We start from the raw sequence: 12,231 nt of genomic DNA on the forward strand, positions 1-12,231 counted from the left end.
AAATGGTTGTCTGTGAGGACACAGACAACGGCTAAATTATCCCAACCTGTCATTTCGAATGATAACGAGAAATCTTATACGCCTGACTAATCGCGCGTATAGTATTCTTCACTAAGGTTCAGAATGACAAGCTATATTTAATTTGTCATTTCGAACGATAGTGAGAGATTTTGATAATTATGCAAAGCCGCACGGAACAGTATTTCTCGTTATCATTCGAAATGACAATACGGGTTATTTAATTCCTACAAATACTGCTGCATCACCGTATTCACGGTTTCCTGCAATTTTTTGTCTTTGGTTGGCTCGCCAATGGCGTTAAATTTCCACTCGCCGTTGCGTTTATAAAATACGCCCATTACCATGCTTACGTGGCCAGCAAAACCCGGACCGTTGGCAATATCATATTTGGCAAACACCTCGTTTACACGCTTTGGCGTCCCCTCATAAATGCGGATAGATGCAAACGGGATCTTTCCAAAATCATGTCCGCGGAAGCTGTTCAGTACAAAAGCTACGTAAGTGGTGCTTTCGTTTAGTAATGATAAGTCCAAAGTAATTACTTCGTTGTCAATACCGTCATCCCCACCCATATCGCCGGTTAAGTCGTCGCCGCTGTGTTTTACCGAACCATTTTTTGATTTCAGATTGCCAAAATATACTACTTCTTCCAGTTGCTTGTTTGCATTGAACAGGGCACAGCTACCGTCTAAGTCAACGGCTTCTTTGCTGCCGCCAATGCCAAACAGGCCTTTCTTTTCAATAGCGCCCCAGTTAATGCCTACACATATATTTTGCAGCTTGCTGCCATTGCTTTTTTCGAGACTAATGCGCTGCCCTTTTTCGAGATTAATTGCCATAATAGGTTTAGTTGTATTTGTTTAAGTAATCTTGTAAACCACCTTTCATGCCTGCGCCAACGGCTTCAAATTTCCACTCGTTATTGCGTTTGTAAATGCGGCCAAATTCAACAGCTGTTTCTATCGAAAAATCTTCTTCCAGTTCGTATTTTAACAAATCGGTATTGGTGGCGGCATCAAATATGCGGATAAACGAGTTGCGCACCTGGCCAAAATTCTGGCGGCGGGCTTCGGCCTCGTGTATGGTTATTACCACGCAAATTTCGGTAGCGCGCGGGTCAATTTTCGACAGGTCAATTTTGATCTGCTCATCATCGCCATCGCCGGCACCGGTTAGGTTATCACCAGTATGCTCAACGGCACCATCGGGCGAAACCGCATTGTTATAAAAAACAAAAAAATCATCGGCTAAAATCTTTTTATTATCGCCCATGATAAACACCGAGGCATCCAAATCAAATGCCGAACCGGTTGATGAACTGTTGGTATCCCAGCCTAAGCCAACAACAAATTTGGGTGCGTTTATGGTTTCGCGCTGGCCTTTTTGCAAGTTAATTGCCATGTTGTACTAATTTATTTTCGTTTGTGAATAAAAGGTGCTTTAAGTAATTCAAATTTATAGAATAATTATCCATTGTATGGTAACCATTTCCTAAAGCCATATCATATAACTGATTTATAAAGCTTTTGCTTTGATAGCCTATAAAAATGCAAAAATCTTTATGCTCGTAATTTAAAATATACTTTACAATGCGGGTGTTTACACAAAAATGCCCACCGTTTATAATGCGGTCTAAATCAAAAATGGTTTTCACCTCATGGTAGTTCAGGTAATTCTCAATATTAGGCGGAATATCCATGTTAGCCAGCTCGGCAAAATACAGCATATGTGTTTCGTTATGCAGATCGTATTCTTTCAACATTTTCGAGATCATGCGCTCATGACTGCCGGTAATTTTTATATCATCTAAAAACACCAGCACTTTATCGGTCAAAAAACCGGCATCAATATGAAACGAATCATTGCTGATGAGGCTCATGCGCTGCTCGGCATCCAGTGCACCGTAATCTTCTTTGTAGGTTATGGTACGATGAACTTTGGCTTCCTGCACTACCGGGATATTATTATCGGCCAGCCAGCGGTTAAGCCTGAAAACAAAGTAGTTTTTCATGGCATACGTGGCCGTTGGGATGAACGAGTACGGGCTGGAAATAACTACCAGTTGCTTGTTCAATCCGCTTTTTTCGAGCACATCTTTGATAAAGCCCTCGGCTAATGCTGTACCAAAATTAGCAGCTACGGCATCGTCGCCATATTTAAAGCGGCTGTAATCAACCGCACTAAAGCCAAAGCTGGTACTGCTATATATTTTATGAAGGGAATATATGTGATGTTGCATAACTGGTTAAATTGGTGATAGATGTTTGGTTAGAGTTAATGAGTACCGCGCTGAGGCCCATCGCTTCAGCACCGGCAATATCGGCCACGGGGTTATCGCCCGTGTGCACTATATCTGCTAATTGTATGGTTGGATTTAAGACCATAGCCTGGTCAATCATTAGCTGAAAAAACGCAGGGTTGGGTTTTGAAAAGCCCAACTCGTCAGAATACAGCTGAAAATCGAGATACTGGCCAATGCCTAATGAGTTGAGTACCTGGCGCAAGGTTGAACCTTTAATAAACCCGGTATTGCTTAAAATGTTGGTAGTGGCGCCCAGCTCTTTAAGGCTGCTTAGTACCCCCGCGGTGTTGTCGCAATATAGTTGAGGCAAATGGTCAAACAGCAAATCTTCCATTTTACGGTAGAGGTCATCAACATCAATATCGTGCAGGTTTACCAGGTTATCATTTACCTGGCTTATAATCATGAGGTACATTTCATCGGCATCGATATTTTTGCCGGTGCGCTCATTAATAGTGTTGCACATTACATCAACCTGCCTGAAAACGGCCTCCACCTCGGGCAGCGACTTTTTCTGATAATTTAAATTCTCGAAAAAATACTGGCTCCGGCGTTTTTTAAACAACGGGTTCGATTTAATAAGCGTTAACCAAAGGTCGAACGAGTAATGTTTATACTGAGGCATAAGCCTTATGCGGTTTAGTTTTCGTAGTAGATAAATTATCGTAAGGTAAATATAAAATCGTAATGGGCAATAGTTAAAAGGGGAGATTTGTTTTACTGTTTTTATAATTGCAGGCGCAAGCTATTGATTAATTGCTTTGATTCCGCCTATTGCCGTGGATAACTATATCCTCGGTGGTAATGAGCGGAACCAAAGCAACAGTTGTAGCATTCAATATAAACTTAAGAGCTTGCCGTATGGGCCTTATTGCCGCTCGGTTATTTCTTTCAGTTTATCTAAAGCAATGGGCCAGGTTATTACAAAATAGTCTTTAAACTCATCGGGGATGCCGCCGCTTTCGAGGTCGACAACCAATTTGGTTTGGCCGTTTACATTGGTGAGGGTATAGTTTTCGTGAGCGCCTGCCCATATTTTTACGGCGTCGCTTTCGGTATCTTCCACACCATTTTTTACCTCGCCCAGGTGCTCAAACGACATGTATTCCGGCTCAATACGTTCGGCTACTGTTGATACCATGCCATTCTTTTTAGGGTCGAGAAAGAGCACTTTGCTGCCTTTTTGCCAATCGGTTATGGCATGTGAGCCTTCGCAAAAGGCGGCTGTCCATTCGGAGTAGGTTACATCGCCCCAAAGTACATCCCATACTTGCTGGCGCGAGGCATTGATGGTGGTACTGAAAGTTAACTTTTCCATAATAATGAAGGTTAATTTGCTGATTGTTTCGTTATCACAAAGATGGCAGCTTTGGCATTTTACGGTGTGGTGTAAATGCGACATTTTGCAAGGCCAATTGTGCAATTACAAAAAGGCTTTGCACTTATCATAAATACCTGTTATATTTAAAATTATGAAAAGTAATTTAACGCAACGCCAAAAGCTCATCGTGCCGTTCCTGATATTTAGCGGAATGATCGCAGTGGGTGTGCGCAGTATGTATAAAGGTATGCTGATGCACCAAGATTGGCGTGTTGCGCTTGCCATTGTTGGCATAGTGTGTTGTACCACCATGTTAGGTATGATGATCATCACACTTACCAAGCAAGAAAAAGCACAAAAGAAATCTAACTAAACGCTTCGCGGAAAGCCACCAGTACGGCCAGCTTGGTATCACGATCCAGATCAGGATCTTCGGGCATTTCGGGGCGCTGGGGTATGTCGTCTTTGTATTCAATTACAAAGCGGGAAATAAAATCCTGCAGAGGCAATTCGTACTGCAACCATTCGGTACGGTTATAAATCTCCTCCAGTTTAAACTCAAACAACCGCATTTGGTGTGCATCCATTATTCTATTGTTGAGCCGGTGTATTTGTATTGGTAATTCTCAAAATCTTTAAGTGCGTTTTTAACTCCGCTTTTGTAACCCGATTTTATAGTTAAAGCCATTGCACCCGTTTGACCATGTGCAGCATAAACAATATGATTATCAAAATCTAAAAACTTCACATCAATATACTCCCTTTTAAATTGATACAAATTGTTAGAATGCTCAATAACGCAGGTTAGCGTTAGACTTGGCATTTGCCCGGTATTTAAACTATCAAGCACTGCCACGCCCGATTCCCGTAATATTTTTTTCACTTGCTCACGTATTCCCCAGTGGTCGGCCCGGCCGTTATTATAGGTCAAAGGTGCTAAATAAATGTACTTGTAGTTGTTTAATTTAGTTACCTGTGCTTTGCTTTTAATTGATATACCCATTAGTATAACAATATATATAAGCAGTAATTTCTTCATTTAATGTATAGGTGATAATATTACAAATATAACCTTTTAACAAAGGTATTGATAACCTGCATGTACAGCAAAAGGCTGTCAATTTGTAATTTTCTTCTTTTTACTCTCGTTAACAAATCCCAACTTCGCGGCTGTAAAAGCAATGCGTTCATGATAGATCATCATTTAAAAATAGCCCAGGAGCTGGCTGTGGCTTCAAAACAAGTTACTGCTACCGTTAGCTTGTTAGACGAGGGCGCTACCGTTCCCTTTATTTCGCGTTACCGCAAGGAGCTTACCGGCAGCCTGGATGAGGTGCAGATTACCGCCATACGCGACCGCATACAGCAGCTGCGCGACCTGGATAAACGCCGCGAAGTCATCCTTAAATCGCTTACCGATATGGGCAAGCTAACGCCCGAACTGCAACAGCAAATTGATGCTGCCGAAACCATGGTGGCATTAGAGGATTTGTACCTGCCCTATCGCCCTAAACGTAAAACCCGTGCAACCACCGCCCGCGAAAAAGGCTTACAGCCGCTGGCCGATTTAATTTTAACCCAAAACAAAGTAGACCTAAGCACAGAGGCTGATAAATATATTGATTCTGAAAAAGGGGTGAACAGCCCCGAAGAAGCCCTTGCCGGTGCCCGCGATATTATTGCCGAAACCATAAGCGAGCATGCCGAAGTGCGTGCTAAAATGCGCGACCTGTTTATTGAAAAAGGTGAGTTTCAATCAAAAGTGGCTCCGGGCAAAGAAGAGGCCGGCATTAAGTATAAAGATTATTTCGACTGGACGGAATCGGTTAAATCGGCACCATCGCACCGTATACTGGCCATGCGCCGCGGCGAAAAGGAGGAAATACTCTACTTGGATATTCTCCCTCCGGAGGACGAAGCCATTGCCATGCTCGACCGCACTTTTGTGACTGCCAACAATTCATCGAGCGACCAAATACGCCTGGCTATTGCCGATGGTTATAAACGCCTGCTCAAACCATCTATGGAAACTGAGGCTCGCCTTATTACCAAGAAAAAGGCAGATGAAGAAGCCATTCGTGTATTTGCCGAAAATGCCCGTCAGTTACTATTGGCTGCGCCGCTTGGCCAAAAACGCGTAATGGCTATCGACCCGGGTTTCCGTACTGGCTGTAAAGTGGTTTGTTTGGATGAGCAAGGTAAACTGCTGGAGTATACGGCTGTATTTCCGCATACCGGAGCCGGACAAGCACGTGAGGCCGAAAAGACGATTCATCATTTGTTTGATACTTACAAAATAGAAGCCATTGCCATAGGCAACGGTACCGCCGGCCGCGAAACCGAAACCTTTGTACGCAACCTGAATTTATCGGGTGTAACGCTGGTAATGGTGAATGAAAGCGGTGCTTCTATCTATTCTGCATCTGAAGTGGCCCGTGATGAATTTCCGGATAAAGATGTTACCGTGCGCGGTGCCGTATCTATCGGTCGACGTTTGATGGACCCATTGGCCGAGTTGGTAAAGATCGACCCTAAATCAATAGGCGTTGGGCAGTACCAGCACGATGTTGACCAAAGTAAACTACAAACATCGCTGGATGATACCGTTATTAGCTGTGTAAACGCCGTTGGTGTGGAATTGAATACCGCATCGAAACAGATATTGGCCTATGTATCGGGCTTAGGTCCGCAGTTGGCACAAAACATTGTAGAATATCGAAACCAAAACGGTGCTTTTAAGACCCGCGAACAATTAAAAAAAGTTCCCCGATTAGGCGAAAAAGCATTTGAACAGGCGGCAGGGTTTCTTCGCATTCAGGGATCTGAAAATCCTTTAGAAGCGAGCGGTGTTCACCCTGAAAGATATGCCTTGGTACAACAGATGGCCAAAGACAGTAATGCCACCATCCGCGATCTGATTACCGATGATAAGCTGCGCAAAAGCATTCCACTTCAAAAATACACGTCGGATAAAGTAGGCTTGCCTACCCTGAACGATATTATGGCCGAGTTGGCCAAACCAGGCCGCGACCCGCGCGAAAAGTTTGAGGCTTTTAGCTTTACCGAGGGCGTTAATGCCATTGGAGACCTTAAAGTAGGCATGAAACTGCCGGGTATTGTAACCAACATTACAGCGTTCGGCGCATTTGTTGATATTGGCGTTCACCAGGATGGTTTGGTGCATTTAAGCCAAATAACCAACCGCTTTATTAAAGACCCGAATGAAGTGCTGAAAGTACACCAGCATGTGGAGGTGACGGTTACCGAGGTGGATATAAACCGTAAGCGTATAGCACTTAGCATGAAGGGTGATGAAAAGGCTAATAATAGCGGTGGTGCAAACCGCAAGCCGGCTCCATCAACAGCAAATAACAACCATCAAAACCGGAACAAAAGAGAGCCGGAAACCGATATGCAAAGCAAACTGGCTGCGTTAAAGGCAAGGTTTAAATAAACCCAAAACTATATGCAGAGCCCTGTTGTGTACACAGCAGGGCTCTTTTGTTTTATTGAGGCCGCACTACAATGATTACTCTAACGTAATCTGACGTTTGATTGATTCTTCAAGAGAGATAAAGGTTTCGGTACGTGATATACCGGGCACACTTTGTATGTTCTCGTTCAGCACTTCGCGCAGGTGGTTGGTATCATGACAAACAATTTTGGCAAAAATACTCCACTCACCGGTTGTGTAGTGCAACTCAACAATCTCGTTAATTTCTTTCAGTTTTTTAACCGCTTCGTGGTATTGAGAACCTTTTTCTAAATAAATACCTAAGAACGCAGTAACATCAAAACCCAATTTTTGCGGGTTAACTTCAAGGCTGGCACCTTTAATAACGCCCATTTCCTCCAATTTTTTCATACGTACGTGTATGGTACCACCCGATACAATGAGGTCTTTTGCTATTTCAGTGTACGGTGTGGTTGCATTCTTCATAAGAATTGACAGAATTTGAATATCCAAATTATCAATTTCTAAATTTTGGGCTTTTCTGTGCGGCATAAATTCGTATTTATATATTTATACACAAGGATAATTAAAATTTGAATAAAAATGCAAATATTTTATTGAAATATTTGCAAGAAATTGGCAAGCCCCTTAACTTTGTATCAACCGATAAGAATAATTCTCGGCTGTTCTTTTAAAAAAAACAATGTTGGGTGGTGAAATTTTGGCAGACACACCTCCTTGTCCCGGTGGCGGAGATCATAGGAAACCTTCGGGCTAACTACTCTGTGGAGGTTCGAATCCTTCCCCAACAGCTCTTCTCATAATTTAGGTTTATAATTGGTTAGTAAAAGTCCCCCTGCCCATCAGGGGGCTTTGCTGTTTTTAAGGGTTTCATATTCAATTTATCCCGCATCATTTAATTTCCATTATTATATTACATCTTATCATAAGCATCAATAGCATGGCTATTACATTGCCATGACGCGTTTATACTCTTTGCTACAAAATGTATAAGTGTTGCCCACTTTTGTATAAATTCTGCTACCCGGCCCCCAATACCTTTGCTTCATCAATTAACAATTACAGCAATGGCAAAAACAATTTTTATAACAGGCGCTTCGCGCGGATTTGGTAAAATATGGGCAGAAGCATTTTTAAAACGTGGCGATAAAGTAGTAGCCACCGCCCGCAACACCACCTCATTAAATGATTTGGTTGAACAGTATGGCGATGCCATATTACCCCTTCAACTGGATGTAAACGACCGCGCTGCCGGTTTTGCAGCGGTAAAACAGGCTCAGCAAAAATTTGGCAGTATAGATGTGTTGATTAACAATGCCGGTTACGGCCTGTTTGGCACTATTGAGGAAACCAGCGAGCAGGAAGCCCGCGACCAGATAGAAACTAACGTATTTGGCTTATTATGGTTAACCCAAGCCGTGTTACCGGTTATGCGCCAGCAAGGTCACGGGCACATTATACAAATATCGAGCGTGCTGGGCGTAGCCACGCTGCCGGTTTTAGGGGTATATAATGCCTCGAAATTTGCGGTAGAAGGCCTGAGCGAAACCCTGGCTGCTGAAGTTGCCGGTTTTGGAATTAAGGTAACACTGGTTGAGCCTAACGGTTTCTCTACCGATTGGGCCGGTGCATCGGCCGCACAATCACAAACAATGCCGGAGTATGATGGTGTGAAAGCAGCATTTCAGGCCGGTTTAACCGATGATTCGTTTGGTAAGCCCGAAGCTACTACCCCGGCCATACTAAAACTGGTTGACGCCGAAAACCCTCCGCTACGTTTGTTTTTAGGCAAGGTAGCCTTGCCCTGGGTTAAACAAGTGTACGCCAACCGCCTGGCCACCTGGGAAGAATGGGCCGATGTAGCCACTGCCGCCCACGGACATTAAGCAATAACTCATGATTTTGATTTAACAAACTGCACTGTAAACCAGTGCAGTTTTTATGTTTATTTGTATAAGTATGAAGCATTATAAAAACCTGGCAGATCTGCATCGCGAAAACGGTTTCCCGCCGCCAGAGAATCCGTTGTTCAGTATTTATCGTTGTAACCATGCTTGCTCTATTGGCGACCGTGAGTTTACCACCGATTTTTACATGATCGGGTTCAAGAAGCTCAAATCGGGCATTATTATGTATGGCCGCACCCGGTATGATCATGATAACGGCTCTATGTCGTTTATTAAACCGAGACAGGTTATTGAGTTTAAAAACCTGGAGTTTGATGAAGACGGATTTTTGATCTTCATCCATGAGGATTTCCTCAACGGGCATTTCCTGCATTCGGAAATTAATAAGTACGGCTTTTTTGATTACGAAACCAACGAGGCACTACATCTGTCGCCGCGCGAAGAGGAAATTATATGGGACCTGTATAACCGTATTGATGCCGAGTACCGCAATAACCCCGATGAGTACAGCCGCGACATTATACTCACGCATATTGATTCGATACTGAAATATTCGCAACGCTTTTACAAACGCCAGTTTATTAACCGGACGGAGCTATCGGGCAAAACAGTTTCCAGGTTTAATGAAGCATTGAACATTTATTTTGCCAATGGTTATCTGCAAACCAAGGGCTTGCCCACAGTAACTTTTATGGCTGATCAGCTCAACGTATCATCGCGTTACCTGAGCGATATGCTCAAGCAGGAAACCGGCAAAACCGCCATCGAACTGATACATATCCATCTCGTATCCGAAGCTAAAAATATGCTTAAGGTTGCCGACCAAAGTATATCAGAGATAGCTTACACTCTGGGCTTTGAAAACCTGCCTTATTTTTCGCGGTTATTTAAAAAGGAGACGGGGTTAAGTCCTAATCAGTTTAAGAAGCAGGTGGTGAATTAATACCCTCTTTGCATTGCAGGGCTTAATATTTCAAGCTACTGTAACCTTTTGCCTTTAAAAAGTATCATATGTATAATATGAAACTACTATACATTATTGCAATCTCTATTTGTTTACCTCTTATTTCCCTGGCCCAGCACCAAAGCAACAACATTGTTTATACTACCGATATAGATAGATTTTGGACGGCGTTTGACAGTGTGCGCTCTACTAATGATAGCACAAAGCAGGTGCAGTATATGCAAAAGCTGTATGTAGACCCGTGCACAGAAGGACTTAAAGCCTTTATGCAAGCACGCGACTATGATGCTAAACTATGGGTTGAACTTATAAACAAGTATCCCAAATTTTGGCAAAGCATTAAAGCTAATACATTGCGGGTTAAGGAGCAGGTAAAGTTAATTACCAACGGTGTTCAAAATTTCAAGAAATTATATCCCGAAATGCGACCGGCTAAGATGTACTTCACCATTGGCGGCCTGCGTTCGGGCGGAACCACTACCGGTGACATGGTTTTGGTTGGAGCCGAAATAGCAACTGCCGATAAAAATACCGATGCTTCGGAACTTAGCGACTGGCTGAAAGGCGTTTTCAAAGATCAGCAAAGCTCTAACCTGGTTGGTTTAAATATTCATGAATATGTACATACCCAGCAAAAGCCGGGAGGAAACACTGTACTTGCACAATGCATAAAAGAGGGCGCTGCAGATTTTATTGCCGAACTGGCCACAAAAACTAAGAACAACAATAATTACGCAATATATGGCCGCGAGCATGAAAAGGAATTGAAAGAAAAGTTTCGTATTGATATGTTTAGCACCGCCACGGGGCTTTGGTTGTACAATGGCTCCAGCAGCGCGCATGCTGACCTGGGTTATTACATGGGCTATGCCATTTGCAACAGCTATTATCAAAAACAGGCGAACCAAAAGCAAGCTATTAAAAGCATAATTGAGTTAGATTACAGCAATGAGCAACAGGTTGTGGATTTTGTTAATCAGTCGGGGTATTATAACGAACCTCTCAACATGCAGGAGTTGTTAGATAAGTTTGAAAAACTACAGCCATATATTGTAAGTCTTTGTCCGTCCATTAACGCCAAAAAAGATGTTTCGGCAACACTGACGGAGCTTACATTTAACTTTTCCGAACCTATGGCTAAGAGTGTTTCCATTTCATTAGGTGAGGGAGGTAAAGAGCATTTCCCTCTAACCGGAGTAATTGGCTTTGCAGAGGATATGAAATCGCTTAAGGTTAAACTTGCCTTAAAGCCCGGAAAAACCTATGATTTTGTGGTTACAGGCCGGGGTTTTAAATCTCAAAAAGGCTATCCGTTAAAGGAGTATAAAGTTGAGTTTGAAGTACAGTAGGTTTACAGCCTAAGGCTGGTCATAATACCAACCTTTCGTTTCAGCAGTGTCTCTCGTAGAGGACCCTGCGCTACGTTTTAGTATTTCTTAAAGAAACTAAAACGAAAGACTCTACCCAGAATAAAAATTATTTTAGTCCGGGCAGGGTCTCTCGTTAGAGGACCCTGCGATGCTTGCCGCCTGATTGTTTTGCTTAACTTTTCAATATCTTTAAGCATGGCTATCCGCACACAGCATCAAATAAGCGATTCAACCTGGTTTATCACATTTACCTGTTATAATTGACTGCCTCTATTTAACATTACCTCATCGTACGATTTGGTTTATAACTGGTTTAAAATTATCAAGGCCAAGTACAGTGTTCACACCTGCGGCATTGTTATTATGCCTAATCATATTCATGCATTACTGCACTTGCAAAATGAAAATATAAACCTGAACAGCGTTGTAGGAAACGGAAAGCGTTTTATGGCTTACGAGATAGTGAAACGCCTCGAGTATCATCCCAGTATTTTGACGCAACTTGCCAATGCCTGCACATTACAAGAAAGAGCTAAAGGGCAACTGCACAAGGTTTTGAACCGTCTTTTGATGCGAAGCCGGTATATAATTATTCCTTTTTTCAACAAAAGTTAAATTACATACACCATAACCCTGTGAGCGGTAAGTGGAATTTATGTAATGAGTTTAGTGATTACGAGCATAGTAGTGCATCCTATTATCATGATGGAAATTTGCAACATCATGGTATTATTACGGATTATCGCGAACTTGGATGGGTTGATGCTTTTTAAAGTTTACTTGCATGTTGTACAGCACCGCAGGGTCCTCTATCGAGAGACCCTGCCCGGACTATGAAAGGGATATTGAAGGACTGGATAATTAGTTAAGT

13 protein-coding genes and 1 tRNA gene are annotated in these 12,231 nt (G+C 42.7%); 6 read left to right on the top strand and 8 right to left on the bottom strand.

Annotated features, from left to right (window positions below; genetic code table 11):
* Positions 1–245: 245 nt before the first annotated feature.
* The 5 genes from QE417_RS12460 to QE417_RS12480 form a co-directional block, all read right to left on the bottom strand.
* The gene (locus QE417_RS12460; protein WP_311950403.1) at positions 246–860 is read right to left on the bottom strand and encodes a TerD family protein; all 615 of its coding nucleotides are present in this window, start codon (positions 858–860) and stop codon (positions 246–248) included.
* Between the two features lie 7 nt (positions 861–867).
* A complete protein-coding gene (locus QE417_RS12465; protein ID WP_311950405.1) occupies positions 868–1,422 on the bottom strand; it encodes a TerD family protein in 555 nt (184 codons plus the stop codon).
* Entirely contained in the window at positions 1,412–2,260 is an 849-nt protein-coding gene (locus tag QE417_RS12470) for a phosphoribosyltransferase family protein (RefSeq protein ID WP_311950406.1), read from the bottom strand. Before QE417_RS12470 ends, QE417_RS12465 begins: the two co-directional genes overlap by 11 nt.
* On the bottom strand, positions 2,232–2,948 hold the full coding sequence (locus QE417_RS12475; RefSeq protein WP_311950408.1) for an HAD family hydrolase: 717 nt from the start codon (positions 2,946–2,948) through the stop codon (positions 2,232–2,234). Before QE417_RS12475 ends, QE417_RS12470 begins: the two co-directional genes overlap by 29 nt.
* Positions 2,949–3,191: 243 nt before the next feature.
* Complete coding sequence (locus QE417_RS12480; RefSeq protein ID WP_311950409.1) at positions 3,192–3,641, bottom strand: SRPBCC domain-containing protein; 450 nt, start codon at positions 3,639–3,641, stop codon at positions 3,192–3,194.
* 154 nt (positions 3,642–3,795) lie between these two features.
* Between QE417_RS12480 and QE417_RS12485 the strand changes: the two genes are divergently transcribed.
* Complete coding sequence (locus QE417_RS12485; protein WP_311950410.1) at positions 3,796–4,017, top strand: hypothetical protein; 222 nt, start codon at positions 3,796–3,798, stop codon at positions 4,015–4,017.
* On the opposite strand, the gene QE417_RS12490 is transcribed toward QE417_RS12485, so the two are convergent.
* Positions 4,010–4,231 carry a hypothetical protein gene (locus QE417_RS12490; RefSeq protein WP_311950411.1) on the bottom strand — a complete coding sequence of 74 codons (222 nt, stop codon included), beginning with the start codon at positions 4,229–4,231 and terminating at the stop codon, positions 4,010–4,012. The two genes, QE417_RS12485 and QE417_RS12490, sit on opposite strands and share 8 nt — an antisense overlap.
* Complete coding sequence (locus QE417_RS12495) at positions 4,231–4,683, bottom strand: hypothetical protein (protein WP_311950412.1); 453 nt, start codon at positions 4,681–4,683, stop codon at positions 4,231–4,233. The genes QE417_RS12490 and QE417_RS12495 overlap by 1 nt, the downstream gene beginning before the upstream one ends.
* Before the next feature lie 150 nt (positions 4,684–4,833).
* Between QE417_RS12495 and QE417_RS12500 the strand changes: the two genes are divergently transcribed.
* Entirely contained in the window at positions 4,834–7,098 is a 2,265-nt protein-coding gene (locus QE417_RS12500; RefSeq protein ID WP_311950414.1) for a Tex family protein, read from the top strand.
* Between the two features lie 75 nt (positions 7,099–7,173).
* Here QE417_RS12500 and QE417_RS12505 read toward each other — a convergent pair whose 3' ends face one another.
* Positions 7,174–7,650 (bottom strand): Lrp/AsnC ligand binding domain-containing protein, encoded by a 477-nt coding sequence (locus tag QE417_RS12505; protein WP_157542479.1) that lies wholly within the window; start codon positions 7,648–7,650, stop codon positions 7,174–7,176.
* A gap of 152 nt (positions 7,651–7,802) precedes the next feature.
* Between QE417_RS12505 and QE417_RS12510 the strand changes: the two genes are divergently transcribed.
* The 4 genes from QE417_RS12510 (at position 7,803) to QE417_RS12525 (ending at position 11,339) form a co-directional block, all read left to right on the top strand.
* Positions 7,803–7,910: transfer RNA gene (locus QE417_RS12510), tRNA-Asp, on the top strand.
* Between the two features lie 276 nt (positions 7,911–8,186).
* Positions 8,187–9,005 carry an SDR family oxidoreductase gene (locus tag QE417_RS12515; RefSeq protein WP_311950415.1) on the top strand — a complete coding sequence of 273 codons (819 nt, stop codon included), beginning with the start codon at positions 8,187–8,189 and terminating at the stop codon, positions 9,003–9,005.
* Positions 9,006–9,078: 73 nt separating this feature from the next.
* Positions 9,079–9,969 carry a helix-turn-helix domain-containing protein gene (locus QE417_RS12520; protein ID WP_311950416.1) on the top strand — a complete coding sequence of 297 codons (891 nt, stop codon included), beginning with the start codon at positions 9,079–9,081 and terminating at the stop codon, positions 9,967–9,969.
* A gap of 77 nt (positions 9,970–10,046) precedes the next feature.
* Complete coding sequence (locus tag QE417_RS12525) at positions 10,047–11,339, top strand: Ig-like domain-containing protein (RefSeq protein WP_311950417.1); 1,293 nt, start codon at positions 10,047–10,049, stop codon at positions 11,337–11,339.
* Positions 11,340–12,231 lie beyond the last annotated feature (892 nt).

Source organism: Mucilaginibacter terrae (assembly GCF_031951985.1).
GTDB classification, from domain to species: Bacteria; Bacteroidota; Bacteroidia; order Sphingobacteriales; family Sphingobacteriaceae; genus Mucilaginibacter; species Mucilaginibacter terrae_A.

Coding starts and splice junctions, on each gene's coding strand:
- QE417_RS12460 (WP_311950403.1), bottom strand. CDS start 860: ATGGCAATTAATCTCGAAAAAGGGCAGCGCATTAGTCTCGAAAAAAGC.
- QE417_RS12465 (WP_311950405.1), bottom strand. CDS start 1,422: ATGGCAATTAACTTGCAAAAAGGCCAGCGCGAAACCATAAACGCACCC.
- QE417_RS12470 (WP_311950406.1), bottom strand. CDS start 2,260: ATGCAACATCACATATATTCCCTTCATAAAATATATAGCAGTACCAGC.
- QE417_RS12475 (WP_311950408.1), bottom strand. CDS start 2,948: ATGCCTCAGTATAAACATTACTCGTTCGACCTTTGGTTAACGCTTATT.
- QE417_RS12480 (WP_311950409.1), bottom strand. CDS start 3,641: ATGGAAAAGTTAACTTTCAGTACCACCATCAATGCCTCGCGCCAGCAA.
- QE417_RS12485 (WP_311950410.1), top strand. CDS start 3,796: ATGAAAAGTAATTTAACGCAACGCCAAAAGCTCATCGTGCCGTTCCTG.
- QE417_RS12490 (WP_311950411.1), bottom strand. CDS start 4,231: ATGGATGCACACCAAATGCGGTTGTTTGAGTTTAAACTGGAGGAGATT.
- QE417_RS12495 (WP_311950412.1), bottom strand. CDS start 4,683: ATGAAGAAATTACTGCTTATATATATTGTTATACTAATGGGTATATCA.
- QE417_RS12500 (WP_311950414.1), top strand. CDS start 4,834: ATGATAGATCATCATTTAAAAATAGCCCAGGAGCTGGCTGTGGCTTCA.
- QE417_RS12505 (WP_157542479.1), bottom strand. CDS start 7,650: ATGCCGCACAGAAAAGCCCAAAATTTAGAAATTGATAATTTGGATATT.
- QE417_RS12515 (WP_311950415.1), top strand. CDS start 8,187: ATGGCAAAAACAATTTTTATAACAGGCGCTTCGCGCGGATTTGGTAAA.
- QE417_RS12520 (WP_311950416.1), top strand. CDS start 9,079: ATGAAGCATTATAAAAACCTGGCAGATCTGCATCGCGAAAACGGTTTC.
- QE417_RS12525 (WP_311950417.1), top strand. CDS start 10,047: ATGAAACTACTATACATTATTGCAATCTCTATTTGTTTACCTCTTATT.